Origin of the sequence: Profundibacterium mesophilum KAUST100406-0324, from assembly GCF_009835145.1 — a bacterium.
Lineage (GTDB): Bacteria > Pseudomonadota > Alphaproteobacteria > Rhodobacterales > Rhodobacteraceae > Profundibacterium > Profundibacterium mesophilum.
On the sequence record NZ_APKE01000006.1, the window covers coordinates 1 to 18,247 of the forward strand.

Below are 18,247 nucleotides of genomic sequence, written 5' to 3' on the forward strand. Positions count from 1 at the left end.
TCGTCGCTGAATTGTTGCTGCTCATCATGGCCTCCTTGCCTCAAAATTAGTGAAGAAGGCGTCCACAGAACACGGACCTATTCAGTCAGACCGACACGATCGGCAGCAATGCCTCTTTCGTCATTGCCTCTTTACCGACGTCTTCGATCACCGCGCCCCGCCGCAGCACGACGAAACGGTCGGCCAGATCATACGCAAAATCGAAAAACTGTTCGACCAGAACGATCGCCATTTCGCCGCGCTCCCTGAGCAGGCGAATGACGTCGCCGATATGCTGGATGATGTTGGGCTGAATGCCTTCGGTCGGTTCGTCCAGCAGAAGTAATTTGGGCCGGGTGATGAGTGCCCGGGCAATGGCAAGCTGCTGTTGCTGACCGCCCGACAAGTCGCCGCCGCGACGGTGCCGCATGTCGTGCAGCACGGGAAACAGATCGTAGATATGCTCAGGTATATGACGTTCGGACCGGGGCAGGCAGGCAAAGCCGGTTTCCAGGTTTTCGGTCACTGTCATCAGGGGAAAGATGTCGCGGCCCTGTGGAACGTAGCCGATGCCGCGCTTTGCCAGGTGATGTGCCGCCAGGTCCCGAACGGGGGCGCCGTCCAGCCTTATGGCGCCACTGGACGCGGGGTGGGTGCCGGAAATCGCCTTGAGCAGGCTGGTCTTGCCCACGCCATTCGTACCCATGACGCATGTCACTTCGCCCACTTTGGCGGACATCGAGATGTCATGCAGAATTTGCGACTTGCCGTAGTGCAGGGTCAGGTTTTCGATGTTCAGCATGATCAGCGCCCCAGGTAGACGTCGATGACGTCCTGATTTTTCGTCACGTGATCCAGCGAGCCTTCGGCCAGGACCGCGCCTTCATGCAGGACCGTGACCTTGCAGTTCAGGCGGCGCACGAACTCCATGTCATGTTCGACCACGACGACCGCCCGGGTGCGGGCGGCCTCGACCAGAATGGCGGTGGTCTTTTCACGCTCGGCCGGGGTCATCCCGGCGGCGGGTTCGTCCACCAGCAGCAACTTCGGGTCCTGGGCTAGAAGCATCCCGATCTCCAGCCACTGCTTCTGGCCGTGGCTCAGCTCTCCTGACAAGCGGTCAAGATGTTCGCCCAGCCCGATTTCGCCGGCCAGTTCGGCCACCCGGTCCAGATCCGGCGCGTCAGGACGGTATAGCAGCACCGCCAATGCACCGCGCGGCTTGCGCAGGGCCATCAGCAGGTTCGCCTGCACCGTTTGATCCTCGAACACCGTCGGCTTCTGGAACTTGCGCCCGATACCGGCTTGCGCAATCTTTGCCTCGCTCATCCCGATGAGCGACATGCTCTTGTCGCCGTAGCGCACCTGGCCGCTATCGGGGCGGGTCTTGCCTGTGACGATGTCCATGAAGGTCGTCTTGCCAGCGCCGTTCGGTCCGATGACCGCCCGCAACTCCGCGCCTTCGATGCGGAACGACAGGTTGTTGATGGCACGGAAGCCGTCGAAGCTGACGGTCACGCCGGACACTTCCAGAAGCGTGCTCATGAGGCCTTCCTCCTGCGGTTGCCGGTCAGGCGGTCCAGCGCGCCAGCAATGCCGCGCGGTGCGTAGAGCGTTACGGCGACAAAGCTGAGACCAAGCAGGACCAGCCACCAGTCGACCCATTTGATGGTATAGCCCCCCAGGGTGACATCCGGCGCTTGGCCGCCGGTGAACCACGATGACATCAGGCTCACGAAGGCGGTGCCTATGACCGCGCCGTACAAACGCCCACGTCCGCCGATGGCGACCCAGACGGCCAGGTAGATGGATGCGATCGGCGCCACTTCGGCGGGATTGATGATCCCCGCCTGCGGATAATAAAGCGCGCCCGCAATGCCCGCGAGGCAGGCGGTCAGGGTAAAGATCGCAAGTTTGTAGCCTTCGACTGAATAGCCCAGGAAGCGCACGCGCGCCTCGTTGTCGCGGATGCCGCGGATCACCGATCCGAACTTGCCCGCCACAAGCCAGGCGGCCAGCAGGTAGCCCAGCCCGAGGGCCAGCGCCGAGGCCCAGAAGAACCACAGCGACACCACCGATTGCGGCAGATCGACGCCGGGCAGGTTCTGAAGGCCTGACAGTCCGTTATTGCCGCGCAGCCCGCTGGCGTTCTGAAACAAGTAAAGGGCCAGGCCCAGGGTCATCGCCTGGGTCAGGATCGACAGGTAGACGCCCGTGACCCGCGCCCGGAACGCCAGCCAGCCAAAGACCAGCGCGAACAGCCCGGGGACCAGCACCACGAGCGCCAATTGCACCGTGAGGCTATTGGCGAAGGTCCAGATCAGCGGCAGGTCGCTGCCGCCGACGACGCCGAAAATCTGGTTGCCGATGGCCGCCTGCACTTCCTCCGGGGTGGGCGGCAGTGCACCATCCGACAGGGCGCCTGCCACGATCTGCCGGGTGCGTTCGTACATCAGCCACATGCCGATCATGTAGCCGCCCAGCCCGAAAAAGGCGAAGTGGCCGAGCGACAGGATCCCGGCGTAGCCCCAGATCAGGTCCATCGCCACGGCGATCAGGCACAAGCAAAGGGTCTTGCCCAGGGTCTTGACGAAACTGGTGGAGATCACGCCGACCCCGAAGCCTTCGGACAGGACCGTGACCCCCAGGGTGAACAGCCCCAACAGGCTGAGGAAGATCAGGATCGACGGATTGCGAGCGATGAATGAGCGGTGCATGGCCTCAGTCTCCTGCGGCGCGGCCCTTGAGGGCGATGATGCCTCGCGGCCGGAATTGGATGAAGATGATGATAAAGACGATCATGTAGGTCTGCGCGGCCAGGGTGTTGGACGGGTTGAGCCATTCGACCCCCTTCTGGAAACCGCCGATCATCGCCGCGCCGGCCAGTGTGCCCCAGATGTTGCCGACCCCGCCGACCACCACGGTCATGAAGCTTTGCACGATGTAGTCGCCGCCCATTTCCGACGTGACCTTGGCGAACAGCCCGATGACCACCCCCGCGATCCCGGCGATGCCAGAGCCGAGGCCGAAAGTCAGCATGTTCACCCGGTCGGGATTGATGCCCATGCTGGCGGCCATGCGCGGATTTTGCGTCACGGCACGCGTTTCCAGCCCCAAGCGGGTGCGCTTCATGATGAACAGGAACAGCCCCAGGAAGATCAGGGCAAGCGCGAAGATGGCGATACGGATATAGCTGATCGCCACCACGTCGTTGATCACCCAGGCGCCGTCCAGCCAGCCCGGCGCGGTCAGGGGGCGGGCTTGGGTGCCGAAGATGTTCTTGGCCAGCTGCTGCAGGGCGATCGACACGCCGAAGGTCGCCAGCAGGGTTTCCAGCGGTCGGTGATACAGCCAGCGGATCACCAGTCGCTCCAGCGCCACGCCGGCGGCGAATGTCACGGCGAAAGCCAGCGGCACCGCCAGCAGGATCGACGCGGTGTGATTGGTGACGAATTGCTGCACGACGTAGCCGGTATAGGCCCCCATCATGATAAATTCGCCATGTGCCATGTTGATCACGCCCATCACCCCAAAGGTGATCGCCAGCCCGATGGCGGCCAGGAAATAGATTGAGGCCAGCGACAACGCATCCAGCCCCAGATCCGCGGCCTGGCCGAGGGTCACGCGCGTCTGTGACGCGTTCAGCGCGGCGGCGGCGGCCGTCGTGACGCGCGGGTCGGGGTCAGCGTAGACATCGACGAAGCGGTGTCGTGCCACGGCTTCCGCCACGTCCGAAGTCGTGACGCGCGGCTCCGCCAACCCGGTGGCCACCAGCGCGTCATAGGCGGTGTCGCGGCTGAGGTCGCTGGACAGCGTGTGGACAGGCAAACCGCCAACGCGTCCGTCGCGGATGTTGGCCGCCAGTGCAGCGTCGCGCGCCTGCTTCGTTACCATCGCTGGGGCGCGTCCCTGGTCCACCAGAAGGTCATAGGCCGCCTGGAGCGACAGTTCGTCACCACCCGGCACCAGCTCGGCGGCCACGTTGCCCGCCACTACTGAATTTTCTCCGGTTTCGGTCACGATGCGACGCGTGGTCAGGATCGGGTTCAGCGTGCCACGGAAATCCACGCCCAGATCGCCTGACATGTGCTCGATCGCCGCGACCCGTTCGCCGGTCGTCGCGCCGAAACTCACCGTCATCAGACGTTCCAACCGCTGCTTGCGTGCCAGAAGGTCAGGATCCGTTTCCCCGTCGATCGAAACGCGCAGCGGATCCAGCAGCCCGGCCTGCGGATCCCGGGCGAGGCTGTCCAGCGCGGCGGCGCGTCTCGACGGGTCGGGATCCGAGAGCTGAAACCGCACCAGGGCGGTGGCAATCATGGCCCGGATGCCGCTGTTCGGCTTGATCTGGCTCAGGTCTTCCTTGGGATAAGTGCCGATCACTTCGCCGTCGCTGAAATCGGTCAGACGATATTGGGCATCGGCTGCCTTCTCACCGGCAAAGAACAGACCGTCGCTCTTGCGCTGCCACATGTCCTTGGCCTGCCAGGCTTCCAGCACGCGCGGCACCTGCGGCAGGCCACTGCCGGCCAGTGCCTCGATGGCAGGGCCTATTGTGCGGCGTGAGCTTTCCTCGATCAGCGCGCGCTGCGATTGCAGTACGTCCTGTACATCTTGCGTCTGCGACGGGGCCTTGGGCTCAGCCTGAGGGAAGGACTGGGCCGAGGCAAGAGGTGTCGTGAGCAATGCGCAAAACATCGCTGTGAAAAGCGTCTTCATGGGGTTCAGAACTCTTGGAGGGTGGGGGGCGCCGGCGTTGGCGCACCCCTTTCGGATCGGACGATCAGTAATTGGACAGCATCTGGACGCAGGTCTCCGTCTCTGTGTTGTACATGCCGCAGCCGAGATCCTTCCAATCGGAAGTCAGGACCGCCGATTCGGGCAGGAAATCTGTCCAGGCGTCGCCGGGCACCTCTGCGGTCTGGCTGACGATGTCGAACTGTCCCTCGGCGGTGATTTCGCCGATCAGCACAGGCTTGGCGAGGTGATGGTTGGGCAGCATCACGGCCGTGCCGCCGGTCAGGTTCGCGAATTCCTGCCCGTACATCGCCGTGCGCACTGCATCGACCTCGGCCGTGCCGGCCTGTTCGACCGCGTTCACCCACATGTTGAAGCCGATGTAATGGGCCTCCATCGGGTCGTTGGTCACGCGGTTCTCGCCCATGCGCGCCTTCCAGGTCTCGATGAAGCCGGCATTGGCCTCGGTCTCGGCGGATTGGAAGTAGTTCCAGGCCGCGAGGTGACCGACCAGGTTGGAGGTGTCGAGGCCCGAAAGCTCTTCCTCGCCGACCGAAAAGGCCACGACGGGAATGTCTTCGGCCGAAATTCCGGCGGCGGCGAGTTCTTTGTAGAAACCGATATTGGCATCGCCGTTGATCGTGCTGATCACGCCGACCTTCTTGCCGTCAGCACCCAGGGCAACCACGTCGGCCACGATCTTGGACCAGTCGGAATGACCAAAAGGCGTGTAGTTGACGAAGATATCCTCTTCCGCGATCCCCTTGTCCTTCAGATAGGCCTCAAGGATGTTGTTCGTGGTTCTCGGGTAGACATAATCGGTCCCCAGAAGGGCAAATTTCTCGATCCCCAGTTCCTCAAGGAAGTAATCGGTGGCTGGGATTGCCTGCTGGTTCGGCGCGGCCCCGGTATAGAACACGTTCTTGGAGCTTTCCTCGCCCTCGTATTGGACGGGATAGAACAGCAGACCGTTCAACTCCTCGATCACCGGCAGGACGGATTTGCGCGACACGCTCGTCCAGTTGCCGAAGATGACGTCGACTTCATGCACACTGATCAGTTCGCGGGCCTTTTCGGCGAACAGGGGCCAGTCGGAGGCTGGATCGACAACGACGGCTTCGAGTTCGCAGCCCAGCAAGCCGCCGGCCTCGTTCTGCTGGTCGACCAGCATCTCGACGGTGTCCTTCAGGGTAGTTTCGGAAATTGCCATCGTCCCCGACAGCGAATGCAGGATGCCGACCTTGATCGGGCAATCCTGTGCCAGCGCGGGCAGGGCGGCGCCAGTGGTAAGGGCGGTAGCCAGAGCGATTGTGGTGCGCATTGAAATCTCCCCGCAGAGAAAAGCGCCCGCGCGTTGTTCCAGGAACAGATGCGGCCTAGCTGTTCTCTGCAACATGCGTTGCAAGAAGTGTGGCGGCTGGCCTGAGGTCCAATTCAACCGGTCGCCACATACCCCCAGGCTGCGTTGCGTTGCGACGTCAGCCGGTCGGGACGGCTGATGATTGGCGCGGCCCGGGCCGAACCGCAATTTTCCGAACCCGATGTTTTTCGCAGCTCGGCAAGTTCGCCCATTTACTGTGCGATATCGCTTCCTGCTGCGCGATATTTTGGCAATCAGGCCATTTGCGGGCCTTGTTACCCGCCGATCCTCTGCCACATTCGGCTGGTTCGTGGTGGATGGCGGGAAACGAAACCGGATCCGCTGGAGGCAAATCATCATTCTGCCGAGTTCCATAAGCCTTCATGGCGCCGTCCCGGCCCAGCCGCGGGCGATCGGTGCCGGACGTGTCTGCGTTGCGGCCGACGAAACCGGGAGAACCCGCCTTGTGGACCTGCGGCAGTCCGGTTCGACACGACTGGTCTTCCCGCGTGTTCACCGTCTCGATGCGGAGGTCATACTGGTCAACACCGCCGGCGGGATCACCGGAGGCGATAGCTTCTCTCTGGAACTCGCGCTGGCCGCGCGTGCGCGCCTCACTTTGACGACCCAAGCCGCCGAACGCGCCTACCGCGCGCAACCGAACGAAATCGGGTCGGTCGATACGCGGATCGACGTGGCAAGTGGCGCGCGTCTGAACTGGCTGCCCCAAGAGCTGATCCTTTTCGAGCGTAGCGCCCTGCGGCGGCGGCTGCATATCGACCTGGCACCGGGGGCGGAGCTGCTGATGGTCGAGCCTGTCGTTTTTGGCCGCGCGGCCATGGGCGAGACGCTGCGCGATATCTTCTTTCACGACCGCATACGCATCACCCGCGACGGCACCCCCCTCTACATCGACGCCATGCGCCTGTCGGGGGATGCCTCGGGGCAGCTGCGCAGGCCCGCCATCGCCAACGGGGCCGGAGCAATGGCCAGCGTGGTCCTTGTCCACCCCGGGGCCGCGGGACGCCTGCCGCGGATCCGCGCCGCACTGCCGGCCACCGCCGGCGCCAGCCTGATCGCTCCGGACACGTTGGTGCTGCGCCTGCTGGCCGAGGACAGCTTTGCCCTGCGCCGATCCCTGCTACCGCTGCTCGATCACCTAACCGATAACACCCTGCCCACGTCCTGGAGGCTTTGAACCCCGTGCAACTGACCCCCCGCGAAAAAGACAAGCTGCTGATTGCCATGGCCGCCGAAGTCGCCCGCAAGAGACTGGCGCGCGGTATCCGGCTGAACCACCCCGAAGCCATCGCCCTGATAACCGACGCCGTGGTCGAAGGCGCGCGGGACGGACGCTCCGTCGCCGATATGATGGAGGCGGGCGGCCAGATCATCACCCGTGACCAGTGCATGGAGGGCATCGCCGAGATGATCCACGAAGTGCAGGTCGAAGCGACATTCCCGGACGGGACCAAGCTGGTCACCGTTCACAACCCCATCAGGTAAGCCCATGATTCCCGGAGAACTCTTTCCCGCAGCCGCCCCCATCACACTGAATGCAGATGGGCAGGCGATCACGTTGATGGTGGCTAACACCGGTGACCGCCCGGTGCAGGTCGGCAGCCACTACCACTTTTCCGAAACCAACCCCGCGCTGGATTTCGACCGCGCCGCCGCGCGCGGCCTGCGGCTGAACATCGCCGCCGGCACCGCCGTCCGGTTCGAGCCGGGCCAGCGCCGCGAGGTGCAACTGATCCCGTTCGGCGGTGCCCGACGCATCTTTGGCTTCAACCAGCAAATCATGGGGTGTCTCTGATGCCCCTGCAAATTTCCCGCGCGCAATACGCTGCCATGTATGGTCCCACCACGGGCGACCGGCTGCGCTTGGCTGACACCGATCTGATCATCGAAGTGGAGCGCGACCTGACCACTTATGGCGAAGAGGTGAAGTTCGGCGGCGGCAAGGTGATCCGCGACGGCATGGGACAGGCCCAGACCACCCGCGCCGGCGGCGCGGTGGATACCGTCATCACCAACGCGTTGATCGTGGACCATTCGGGCATCTACAAAGCCGACGTGGCCCTGAAGAACGGTCTGATCCACGCCATTGGCAAGGCCGGCAATCCCGATACCCAGGACGGCGTAGATATCATCGTCGGTCCGGGCACCGAGGTGATCGCCGGCGAAGGGCGCATTCTTACCGCCGGGGGCATGGACAGCCACATCCACTTCATTTGCCCGCAGCAGATGGAGGACAGCCTGCATTCCGGTGTGACCACCTGTTTCGGTGGTGGCACCGGCCCGGCGCATGGCACCCTCGCGACAACCTGCACGCCGGGGCCTTGGCATATCGGGCGCATGTTGCAGGCCTTTGACGGGGTCGCGATGAACATCGGGCTGTCGGGCAAGGGCAACGCCAGCCGGCCTGAAGCTCTTGTCGAGATGGTGGAGGGCGGTGCCTGTGCGCTCAAGCTCCACGAAGATTGGGGCACCACACCTGCCGCCATCGACTGTTGCCTGTCGGTGGCCGACGAAATGGATGTGCAGGTGATGATCCACACCGACACGCTGAACGAGTCGGGCTTTGTCGAACAGACCGTGGGCGCCATGAAGGGACGTACCATCCACGCCTTTCATACCGAAGGGGCGGGCGGTGGCCACGCGCCGGACATCATCCGCATCTGCGGCGATGCCAACGTGCTGCCATCGTCCACAAACCCCACGCGCCCCTTCACGGTCAACACGCTGGAAGAGCATCTCGACATGCTGATGGTCTGCCATCATCTCGACAAGTCGATCCCCGAAGACGTGGCCTTTGCCGAAAGCCGTATCCGGCGCGAAACCATCGCAGCCGAGGATATTCTGCACGACTTGGGCGCCTTTTCGATCATCGCATCGGACAGTCAGGCCATGGGCCGTGTCGGCGAAGTGCTGATCCGCACTTGGCAGACCGCCGACAAGATGAAGAAACAGCGCGGCCGGCTGGAGGGAGAAACCGGGGACAATGACAACCTGCGGGTTCGCCGTTACATCGCCAAGTATACCATCAACCCGGCTATCGCGCAGGGGGTAGGTCACGTGATCGGCGATATCATGGTGGGCAAGCGGGCCGATCTTGTGCTGTGGAACCCGGCCTTCTTCGGGGTAAAGCCGGAAATGGTCCTGCTGGGGGGCTCTATTGCGGTAGCGCAGATGGGTGATCCCAATGCCTCGATCCCCACCCCACAGCCGGTGTTTTCCAGGCCCATGTGGGGGTCGCTCGGCGGGTCGCGGATCAATTCCTCTGTCAGTTTCGTGTCAGGCGCGGCGCAGGCGGCGGGGCTCCGCGATCAACTGGGCTTGGCCAAGCAAACCGTTGCGGTGGCGCGCACCCGCACCATTGGCAAGTCCGACATGGTGCTGAACGACGCTCTGCCAGAGATTGAGGTGCATGCCGAGACCTACGAGGTCCGCGCCGACGGCGTCCTGCTGAGTTGTCAACCCGCGGAGGTGTTGCCGATGGCGCAGCGCTACTTCCTGTTCTGATGGCCGATCTCACGTCACAGCAGATCCAGCGGGCGGTCACCGCCGGCCAGGATCGCGCCCAACCGCTCGATCACTGCTTGCTCGGCTACGACGAGCGCTTCCTGAGGCGCAAGGTGATCGAGACCGCCGGTGGCTGGCGCCTGCTCGTCAATCTGGGGCGAGCCACCTCTCTCGATCATGGCGATGCCTTCGTGCTAGAAGGCGGCGGCCTGGTCGGCATCCGTGCCGCACCCGAACCGCTCTACGCCGTTACCGGAGAGCTGCTTCGTTTGGCCTGGCATATCGGCAACCGTCACACGCCCTGTCAGGTGGAGCCGTCGCGTCTGGTAATCCAGCGCGATCCGGTGATCGGACACATGCTGTCTCATCTCGGCGCTACGCTGGCGGAGATTCAGGAGCCATTCACCCCGGAGCGCGGTGCCTATGGCCACAGCCGCACTCATGCCCATGAACATGGCGCGACCCCCCATGCACAGTGACACTTTGACCCTCGCGCAGTGGCTGTCGCCGGCCTATCCGGTCGGCGCCTTCGCCTATTCGCACGGGCTCGAAGCGGCGATCGGGGATGGCTGGATTGGCTCGGCGGATGACCTTCGCGAATGGCTGATCGCAGTCATCGCGGAGGGCAGCGGCCGTAATGATTGCATTTTGCTGCGCGCCGCCCATGCCAGCACGAATGTCGCAGAACGGCTCATCATCGACGCCACGGGCCGTGCCTTTGCCGCCTCGGCCGAGCGGATCACGGAAGCCGACGCCCAGGGGGCGGCCTTCGTCAAGGTGACGACCGCGATCTGGGGCGGCGATGAGGGCAGCTACCTCTATCCGGTGGCCGTGGGAACGGCCGCGGCCCGCCTGAACCTGCCTGCGGCCCTGACCGCTGCGATGTTCTTGCATGCCAATACGGGCAACCTCGTCTCCGTCGCACAGCGTCTCATGGGGCTGGGCCAGACCCGCGCGCAACGAATCGTCGCCACCCTTATTCCCCATTGCGAGCGGATCGCCCAGGAAACAGAAGGAGCCACGCTCGACGATCTGGCCGGCCTGGCCTTTTCATCCGACATTTCCGCCATGCGGCACGAGACGCTTCAACCAAGGATTTTCAGAACATGACCCAGCCAAACGGCCCTTTGCGCGTTGGTATCGGCGGCCCAGTCGGCGCCGGCAAGACGACGCTGACCGCTGCACTTGCCCGCGTTTTTCACCCCGAAACCTCAATCGGTGTCATCACCAACGACATCTATACGCAAGAGGATGCCGAGGCATTGATGCGCATGCAGATTCTGCCTCGGGACCGCATCATCGGGGTCGAAACGGGCGGATGTCCGCATACCGCGATCCGTGAGGATGCATCGATCAATCTTGCGGCAATCGCGCAACTCGAAGCGCGCCATCCAAGTCTGGACCTGATCTTGATCGAGAGCGGGGGTGATAACCTGTCCGCGACTTTCAGTCCGGAACTGGCGGACCTGACAATCTATGTCATCGACGTCGCGGCAGGCGAGGAAATTCCCCGCAAGGGCGGGCCGGCGCTGACCCGATCGGACCTTCTGGTGATCAACAAGACCGACCTCGCCCCCCATGTCGGTGCGTCGCTCGAGATCATGCGGCGCGACACGGAGCGGATGCGCAAGGATCGGCCTTTCGTGTTCACTTCGCTTCGAGCCAGGCGCGAGGTCGAGAAGATTGCGACATTCATCCGTGATGCCGGTGGGCTGAAAGCCGGTGGGCGCGATCAGGAAACCCTCCACACCTTGTGAAGTGCGATAGGCTCTCGCCTTGTCGGCAGCGTTCCGCCTGCGCCACCTGGTCAACTCGGGAAATTGCCTGATCCCGCTGGGGGTGATGGGCGCCAGCGTGCGCGCCGGAAAATCGGAGGCCGAAGCTTCCGAGCCAGCCGGAGCGGCACCGTGCCGCTTGCCCTTCCCGGATTCAAATGGCACGCGGGTCCGCGCCGCAAGGGCCGACGAACTTTCCACGCCCGCGTGGTGCCTGCGATGAACCCGTTCCGATCCGGGGCGCATTATGCCTGTCACATGCCACAATGCGTCAGACCAGGAGTTGTAAATGCCGGGCCCCCTCACGATCTTCCGCGATGCCGCCGAGCGCGTTCTGCCGGCCGGCACGGCGCCTTGGGCCGTCCTTCTGGGGGCGGTGATCCTCGCCTGGCTGCTCCATGCCGTCATCTGGCGCTGGGTCGCGCGGCTCGCCGAGGGGCGCGGGGCGCTGCGCTGGCAGATCGTGCGGCGGATGCGGCGTCCGGTGCGCCTGATCCTCGTGGTCGCGGCCCTCGGGCTCGCCGTCGATGCCTCCGGCCTCGGGGCGGAGGGGTTCCGCATCGTCGAACAGATCGCCTTCGCGCTGCTGATCGTGCTGGGCGGCTGGGTCGCGGTGGTCATGCTCGACGTGACGGTGGACCGGATCACCCGCGATTTCCGCCTCGAGGACGAGGACAACCTCGCGGCTCGCAAGCATGTCACCCAGGCGCGGGTGCTGCGCCAATCCGCCCGCATCCTGATCGTGCTCCTGACGGCCGGGCTCGTGCTGAGCACCTTCGAAAGCGTGCGCAGCTATGGCGTGTCACTCTTCGCCTCCGCGGGTGCCGCGGGGCTCGTTCTGGGGTTCGCGGCACGGCCCGTTCTGGCAAACCTCATCGCCGGCATCCAGATCGCCTTCACCCAGCCCATCCGGCTCGACGACGTGGTGATCGTCGAGAACGAATGGGGCTGGATCGAGGAGATCAACGCGACCTACGTGGTGGTGCGGATCTGGGACCTGCGGCGGATGGTGGTGCCGCTCTCCTATTTCATCGAGAAGCCCTTCCAGAACTGGACCCGTGACAGCGCCGCCATCATCGGCACGGTGCTGTGGCATCTTGACTACGCGGCGCCGGTCAAGGCGATGCGCGGCAAGCTCGACGAGTTCGTGCATGACACGCCTCTCTGGGACGGCAAGGTGGCCAATATCCAGGTCGTCGAGACCGGCGCCGAGACGATCCAGGTCCGCGCCCTCGTCAGCGCGCGCAACGCGCCGCGGGCCTGGGACCTGCGCTGCGAGATTCGCGAGCGGATGCTCGAATGGCTTTCCGCCGAGCATCCCGAGGCCCTGCCGCGCACCCGTGCCGAGCTGGAACGGGCGCCGCGCCGGGCCTCGGCGGGCGGGGGCGCGGACGGAGACGGGCCGGGCATGGCACCTGCCGACGAAGTCGAGATCGCGGCGGGGGGCGACGGCTCGGGCGTGCCGCATGCCGCGCGACCCGCGCCGCGCCGCGCCCCCGGGCCGCGCTGAGTGCGCCTCGCTCATGCGGGCGGGGCGCCCGGTCTCAGGACAGCGCATTGTGGATGGCGGTCGTCGCGACGGCGGCATGGCCGAGGGCGAAGGCGATCTGATCCACGCCGTCGATGACATCGCCAATGGCATAGAGGCCCTCCACCGACGTGCGGTTCTGGGCATCGACCTTGATGCACCCGGCCGCCGTCAGGGCAGCGCCGAGGCCCCTGGCAAGGCCGCTATGGGCGGTGGTGCCAAGGGCGGAGTAGAGCGTGTCGAAGGACTTGCGTCCCCCGCCGCGCAGCTGCAACGCGATCGTCTCGCCAGAGCTGTCCGCGATGCCCGGCACCACTTCGAGAAGTCCCACGCCGGCCGCCTCGGCCCGCGCTCGCAGAGCGGTGTCGGGGGGGGCGTCATCCGGCTCCCTTGGAACGGTGAGCCAGACATCGCGCGCGTAGCGGCGCAGGAAGCGTGCCTCGGCGAGGGCGTGATCATCGCCGCCATAGACCGCGATCCGTTGCCCGCGCACCTCGAAGGCATCGCAGATCGGGCAATAGCGGATCAGCCCGCGCGACAGCGCGTCCTCATGGGCGGCATCGCTCATCGCGGGGCGGTGATTGGTGACGCCCGTCGCCAGGATCACCGTTCGGCTTTGCAGCGTGCCCGTCGCCGTCACGATGGTGAAGGCCGCGCCCTCCCTGGTGATCCGCTCGACCCGCTCGTCGCGGGGGGCGATGCCGTAGAGCGAAGCCTGCTCAAGAAGCCGTTCGAGGAACTCGCCCCCCGCGATGCCGTCGGGAAAGCCCGGCAGGTTGCGGCTGCGCGGGATGTGATCGAGGCGTGGCCGGCCGCTGGAGAGGAGGATAGCCGGACGCAGGAAGCGCGCCATGTAGATCGCAGCCGTCAACCCCGCCGGGCCGCCGCCGATGATGACGCAATCATGCATGACCTAGCCTTTCGCGCGAAGGATCTGACAGACGCATCCGCTCGCCGAGCGTATGAGAAGCGTGAACGGCGCGGTGCGGGAATACGTTCCCGCGCCCCCGTTGCCGTGCCCTATGCGCCGCCTTCCCAAGGGCCGCGATTACCGGCGCCGGTCGCGCCGGCTGCTCATCGGCTGGAACGCGACGCCGACATGGGCTTCGCAATAGGGCTTGCCGCTCTGCACGCCAAGCCCGCAGAACCAGAAATCCTCCGTGGCAGGATCCCCCACCGGCCATTTGCAGGTCCGCTCCGTCAGCTCCATCAGGCTCAGCCGCTTGGCGCCCTTCTCGACCTCGCGCACCGAGGCGAGGGCTTCGGGGCTGATCTCGTTGGCGGAGGGCTGGGGGGGCAGGGGCTGCCCGGCCGGGATGATCTGCTTGCGTGCCGGGATCGGGCTCGCGGCCTCCTCCTCCTCGGGCTCCGCGCCTGCCGGCTCGGGAGCTTCGGCGGCGGGTGCCTGGGGGGCGGGGGTCTCCGCCTCGGCTTCCACCGGGGCGGGGGGAGCGGCGGCGTCCGCCGGGACCACGCCGGCCCGATTGCTCAGGCCGAGGCGGTGGACCTTGCCGATGACCGCGTTGCGGGTCACGCCGCCGAGATCCTTGGCGATCTGACTGGCCGACTGGCCCTCGCCCCACATTCTCTTGAGTGTTTCGACCCGCTCGTCAGTCCAGGACATTGCATACCTCGCAGAAATGCGAAGGCCGCGCCGGAATGGCGCACCTTCGGCCGTATCGCTTCTTGGCTGTCCGCAACTCTCGGGGTTGAGAATTCCGGCAGACCCCTATTCTAGTCACGCGGCGCGCGGTTACAAGCGCGCAGGTATTGGAAAGGACGCGGCATGGCACAGGGCGCTAAGATGGGAACGCGGCGGTTCGGCCGCTGGAACCGGGTCGGGCTGGCCACGCTGGCCGAGCGCGAGGTGCGGCGTTTTCTCGCTGTCTGGACACAGACATTGCTCGCCCCGCTGGTCACGGCGGGGCTCTTCCTGACGGTATTCGCCCTTGCCATCGGGCCCAGCCGGGGCGACGTGATGGGGGTGTCCTTCGTGCATTTCCTCGCGCCCGGCATCCTGATGATGACGGTGATCCAGAACGCCTTCGCCAATTCCTCCTCCTCGATTATGGTCTCCAAGGTGCAGGGCAACATCGTCGACACGCTGATGCCGCCGCTCTCGCCGCTGGAGCTGGTCATCGGCTACATCGCCGGTTCGGTCGGGCGCGGGCTGGTGGTCGGCACCGCGATCTGGGTGGCGATGGCGCTCACGCTCGGGGTCGGTATGGCGCATCCGATCTGGACGCTGGTCTTCGTGCTGCTCGGCGCCTCGCTGATCGGGGGGCTCGGGATGATTGCCGGCATCTTCGCGCAGAAGTTCGACCAGATGGCGGCGATCACCAATTTCATCATCACCCCGCTGTCATTCCTGTCGGGCACGTTCTACTCGATCGAGACATTGCCACCGGCCATGTACTGGCTGACCCATGCCAACCCGGTCTTCTACCTGATCGACGGGGTGCGCTACGGCATCATCGGCCGCTCCGACAGCTCGCCCTGGCTCGGCCTCGCCGTGGTGCTGGCGGTCACGGCGCTGGTGCTTGCGCTGTGCTGGCACTGGTTCCGCAAGGGCTACAGGCTCAAGGCCTGACGCGCGCGGCGGCCCGGCGGCGTTGACACGGCACCGGGCCGCTGGCACCTATCGGTCTTTCGCTGAGAAAGGCCGTTCCGATGATCCCGACGATCCTGCCGACCTATAACCGTGCGCCGCTCGCCTTCACCCGCGGAACCGGCGTCTGGCTCGAGAGCGAGGACGGGCGACGCTTTCTCGACATGGGGGCCGGGATCGCGGTGAACGCGCTGGGCCATGCCAATCCTGACCTGGTTGCCGCGCTGACCGAGCAGGCGCAGGCCGTCTGGCATGTCTCGAACCTCTATACCATTCCCGCCCAGCAGCGCCTCGCCGATGCGCTGGTCGACGCCACCTTCGCCGACACCTGCTTCTTCACCAATTCGGGCACCGAGGCGATGGAGCTCGCGGTGAAGATGGCGCGCCGTCACTGGTTCGAGAAGGGTCAGCCCGAGCGAACCCGCATCCTGACCTTCGAGGGGGCCTTCCACGGCCGCTCCTCGGCCGCGATCGCCGCCGTCGGCACCGAGAAGATGACCAAGGGTTTCGGACCGCTCCTGCCGGGCTTCACGCAGCTTGCCTGGGGCGATCACGACGCGTTGCGCGAAGCGGCCGCCGAGCCCGACGTGGCGGCCATCCTGATCGAGCCGGTGCAGGGGGAGGGGGGCATCCGCCCCGTCCCCGATCAATGCCTCAAGGGCTTGCGCGATCTGTGCGACGAGATCGGCGCGCTGCTGATCTTCGACGAGGTGCAATGCGGCATGGGCCGGACGGGCCGCCTCTTCGCCCATGAATGGGCGGGCGTGGCCCCCGACATCATGATGGTCGCCAAGGGCATCGGCGGCGGCTTTCCCCTCGGGGCGGTGCTGGCCACCGAGGCGGCGGGGGCCTGCATGGTGGCGGGCACGCATGGCTCGACCTATGGCGGCAACCCGCTGGCCTGCGCGGTGGGCGCCAAGGTCATGGAGATCGTCGCGGACGAGGAGTTCCTCGCGGGCGTGCGCAGCCGCGCGGGCCGGTTGCGCCAGGGGCTCGAGGGGCTGGTGGCCAGCCATCCGCAAGTGTTCGAGGGGGTGCGCGGCGAGGGATTGATGCTGGGGCTGAAATGCCGGGTCGCGCCGGCGGACCTGGTGCAGGCGGGGCATGACGAGGGCCTGCTCGCGGTGCCGGCCGCCGATAACGTCGTGCGCCTGCTGCCGCCGCTGAACATCACCCTCGAGGAGATCGGCGAGGCCCTCGCGCGTCTCGACCGCGCCGCGGCACGGATCGGGACGAATGCCGGGTGAGTACCGCTTCAGGCCGCTGGTCGCCGATGACCGGCGGCTCTTCGATCGCTGGCTGGCCGAGCCGCACATGGAAGGCTGGTGGGGCGATGCCGACACCGAATGGGCCCAGATCATGCGTGAATGGGCTGCCGGCGGTGACGCGGACATGCGCATCGTCGAGCATGAGGGGTACCCCTTCGCCTATGTGCAGGATTACGACGCCCATTCCTGCACGATGCCCCATTACGCGCATCTGCCGAAGGGCACCCGCGCCATGGACGCTTTCCTCGGCGATCGGGCCTACCTGGGGCGCGGCCACGCCGCAGCCTTCCTGCGCCAGCGTGCCTTGCGGCTTGCGGCGAAGGGTGCGCCGCTCGTCGCGGTCGATCCCGCGCCGGGCAACGCCCGCGCCATCGCCGCTTACGGGCGGGCCGGTTTCTCGGGGGCGGGCGCCGCGCGCGACGCCGAGGGCCGTCCGGTCCGCGTGATGACGCTGAGGCCCAGATGACGATACCGATCCTCCTGCCGGCCAGCGCGGCGGCGATTTTCCTCCCAGACATTCGATGCGAAAGACAGCCATGACCCATTTCCTCGACATCCTTCCCACGCCCACCGCCGATCTTCGCCGGATGATCGACCATGCCCGTGCCATGAAGGATGCGCGCCGGGGGCAGCCCAAGGGGATGTGCGATGCGCAGACCCCGCTCGAGGGGCGGATGGTGGCCCTGATCTTCGAGAAGCCCTCGACCCGCACCCGGATCAGCTTCGATGTCGGCGTGCGCCAGATGGGCGGCCAGACGATGGTCCTGTCGGGCAGCGACATGCAGCTCGGCCATGGCGAGACGATCGCCGACACGGCGCGGGTGCTGTCGCGCTACGTCGATCTGATCATGATCCGCACCTTCGAGGAGGCCACGCTTCAAGAGATGGCCGAGCATGCGAGCGTTCCGGTCATCAACGGGCTGACCAACCGCACCCATCCGTGCCAGATCATGGCCGACATCATGACCTTCGAGGAGCATCGCGGCCCGATCAGGGGGCGCAAGGTCGTCTGGTCTGGCGATGGCAACAACGTCTTCGCCAGCTTCGCGCAGGCCAGCGCGCAGTTCGGCTTCGATCTCGTCTTCACCGGCCCGTCGCCGCTCGATCCCGACCGTGCGATCATCGAGGCCGCGCGCGAGGCCGGCGCGTCGATCGAGATCGAGCGCGATCCCGGCCGTGCCGTCGAGGGGGCCGACCTGGTGGTCACGGATACCTGGGTGTCGATGCATGACCCGCAAAGCGCCCGCGAGCGGCGCCACAACCAGCTGCGCGGCTACCAGGTGAACGAGGCGCTGATGGCGCGGGCCAAACCCGATGCCCTCTTCATGCACTGCCTGCCCGCGCATCGCGACGACGAGGCGACCAGCGCGGTGATGGACGGGCCCCATTCGGTGATCTTCGACGAGGCCGAGAACCGCCTCCATGCGCAGAAGGCGGTGATGCGCTGGTGCCTCGGGCTCTGAGGCC

At 65.6% G+C, this 18,247-nt stretch carries 19 protein-coding genes; 12 read left to right on the forward strand and 7 right to left on the reverse strand.

The annotated features are described in order from the left end of the window. Positions 1 to 85 precede the first annotated feature (85 nt). The 5 genes from urtE to urtA form a co-directional block, all read right to left on the reverse strand. Positions 86 to 781: an urea ABC transporter ATP-binding subunit UrtE gene (gene urtE / locus PMES_RS01890; protein WP_201288938.1), complete on the reverse strand. Its 696-nt coding sequence runs from the start codon at positions 779 to 781 to the stop codon at positions 86 to 88. 2 nt (positions 782 to 783) lie between these two features. Then, positions 784 to 1,524 (reverse strand): urea ABC transporter ATP-binding protein UrtD, encoded by a 741-nt coding sequence (gene urtD, locus PMES_RS01895; RefSeq protein ID WP_159963844.1) that lies wholly within the window; start codon positions 1,522 to 1,524, stop codon positions 784 to 786. Further along, positions 1,521 to 2,696, reverse strand: a complete 1,176-nt coding sequence (urtC, locus tag PMES_RS01900) for an urea ABC transporter permease subunit UrtC (protein WP_159963845.1) — start codon at positions 2,694 to 2,696, stop codon at positions 1,521 to 1,523. Before urtC ends, urtD begins: the two co-directional genes overlap by 4 nt. Positions 2,697 to 2,700: 4 nt before the next feature. Further along, the gene (urtB, locus tag PMES_RS01905; protein ID WP_159963846.1) at positions 2,701 to 4,698 is read right to left on the reverse strand and encodes an urea ABC transporter permease subunit UrtB; all 1,998 of its coding nucleotides are present in this window, start codon (positions 4,696 to 4,698) and stop codon (positions 2,701 to 2,703) included. Between the two features lie 64 nt (positions 4,699 to 4,762). After that, on the reverse strand, positions 4,763 to 6,037 hold the full coding sequence (gene urtA, locus PMES_RS01910; protein WP_159963847.1) for an urea ABC transporter substrate-binding protein: 1,275 nt from the start codon (positions 6,035 to 6,037) through the stop codon (positions 4,763 to 4,765). 181 nt (positions 6,038 to 6,218) lie between these two features. Between urtA and PMES_RS01915 the strand changes: the two genes are divergently transcribed. From PMES_RS01915 to PMES_RS01950, 8 genes are all read left to right on the forward strand, one after another. Beyond that, entirely contained in the window at positions 6,219 to 7,274 is a 1,056-nt protein-coding gene (locus tag PMES_RS01915) for an urease accessory protein UreD (protein ID WP_328809143.1), read from the forward strand. 5 nt (positions 7,275 to 7,279) lie between these two features. Continuing rightward, complete coding sequence (locus PMES_RS01920; protein WP_159963848.1) at positions 7,280 to 7,582, forward strand: urease subunit gamma; 303 nt, start codon at positions 7,280 to 7,282, stop codon at positions 7,580 to 7,582. 4 nt (positions 7,583 to 7,586) lie between these two features. Continuing rightward, a complete protein-coding gene (locus PMES_RS01925) occupies positions 7,587 to 7,892 on the forward strand; it encodes an urease subunit beta (protein WP_159963849.1) in 306 nt (101 codons plus the stop codon). Beyond that, positions 7,892 to 9,601: an urease subunit alpha gene (ureC, locus tag PMES_RS01930; protein WP_159963850.1), complete on the forward strand. Its 1,710-nt coding sequence runs from the start codon at positions 7,892 to 7,894 to the stop codon at positions 9,599 to 9,601. Before PMES_RS01925 ends, ureC begins: the two co-directional genes overlap by 1 nt. Then, the gene (locus tag PMES_RS01935) at positions 9,601 to 10,080 is read left to right on the forward strand and encodes an urease accessory protein UreE (RefSeq protein WP_159963851.1); all 480 of its coding nucleotides are present in this window, start codon (positions 9,601 to 9,603) and stop codon (positions 10,078 to 10,080) included. The genes ureC and PMES_RS01935 overlap by 1 nt, the downstream gene beginning before the upstream one ends. Continuing rightward, positions 10,070 to 10,711 carry an urease accessory protein UreF gene (locus tag PMES_RS01940; RefSeq protein ID WP_159963852.1) on the forward strand — a complete coding sequence of 214 codons (642 nt, stop codon included), beginning with the start codon at positions 10,070 to 10,072 and terminating at the stop codon, positions 10,709 to 10,711. The genes PMES_RS01935 and PMES_RS01940 overlap by 11 nt, the downstream gene beginning before the upstream one ends. Beyond that, positions 10,708 to 11,358, forward strand: coding sequence for an urease accessory protein UreG (ureG, locus tag PMES_RS01945; RefSeq protein ID WP_159963853.1), 651 nt, complete (start codon positions 10,708 to 10,710; stop codon positions 11,356 to 11,358). The genes PMES_RS01940 and ureG overlap by 4 nt, the downstream gene beginning before the upstream one ends. Before the next feature lie 307 nt (positions 11,359 to 11,665). After that, positions 11,666 to 12,886 (forward strand): mechanosensitive ion channel family protein, encoded by a 1,221-nt coding sequence (locus PMES_RS01950; RefSeq protein ID WP_159963854.1) that lies wholly within the window; start codon positions 11,666 to 11,668, stop codon positions 12,884 to 12,886. A 34-nt stretch (positions 12,887 to 12,920) separates the two neighbouring features. Here PMES_RS01950 and PMES_RS01955 read toward each other — a convergent pair whose 3' ends face one another. Further along, positions 12,921 to 13,814, reverse strand: a complete 894-nt coding sequence (locus tag PMES_RS01955) for an NAD(P)/FAD-dependent oxidoreductase (protein ID WP_159963855.1) — start codon at positions 13,812 to 13,814, stop codon at positions 12,921 to 12,923. Positions 13,815 to 13,952: 138 nt separating this feature from the next. After that, positions 13,953 to 14,528 (reverse strand): GcrA family cell cycle regulator, encoded by a 576-nt coding sequence (locus PMES_RS01960; RefSeq protein ID WP_159963856.1) that lies wholly within the window; start codon positions 14,526 to 14,528, stop codon positions 13,953 to 13,955. 162 nt (positions 14,529 to 14,690) lie between these two features. Here PMES_RS01960 and PMES_RS01965 point away from each other — a divergent pair, with 162 nt between their 5' ends. The 4 genes from PMES_RS01965 (at position 14,691) to argF (ending at position 18,243) form a co-directional block, all read left to right on the forward strand. Beyond that, entirely contained in the window at positions 14,691 to 15,494 is an 804-nt protein-coding gene (locus PMES_RS01965; protein ID WP_236549662.1) for an ABC transporter permease, read from the forward strand. A gap of 80 nt (positions 15,495 to 15,574) precedes the next feature. Further along, positions 15,575 to 16,759, forward strand: coding sequence for an aspartate aminotransferase family protein (locus PMES_RS01970; protein ID WP_159963857.1), 1,185 nt, complete (start codon positions 15,575 to 15,577; stop codon positions 16,757 to 16,759). Beyond that, positions 16,749 to 17,246, forward strand: a complete 498-nt coding sequence (locus PMES_RS01975) for a GNAT family N-acetyltransferase (protein WP_159963858.1) — start codon at positions 16,749 to 16,751, stop codon at positions 17,244 to 17,246. The genes PMES_RS01970 and PMES_RS01975 overlap by 11 nt, the downstream gene beginning before the upstream one ends. A gap of 70 nt (positions 17,247 to 17,316) precedes the next feature. Further along, a complete protein-coding gene (gene argF, locus PMES_RS01980) occupies positions 17,317 to 18,243 on the forward strand; it encodes an ornithine carbamoyltransferase (protein WP_159963859.1) in 927 nt (308 codons plus the stop codon). The last annotated feature ends 4 nt before the right edge of the window (positions 18,244 to 18,247 follow it).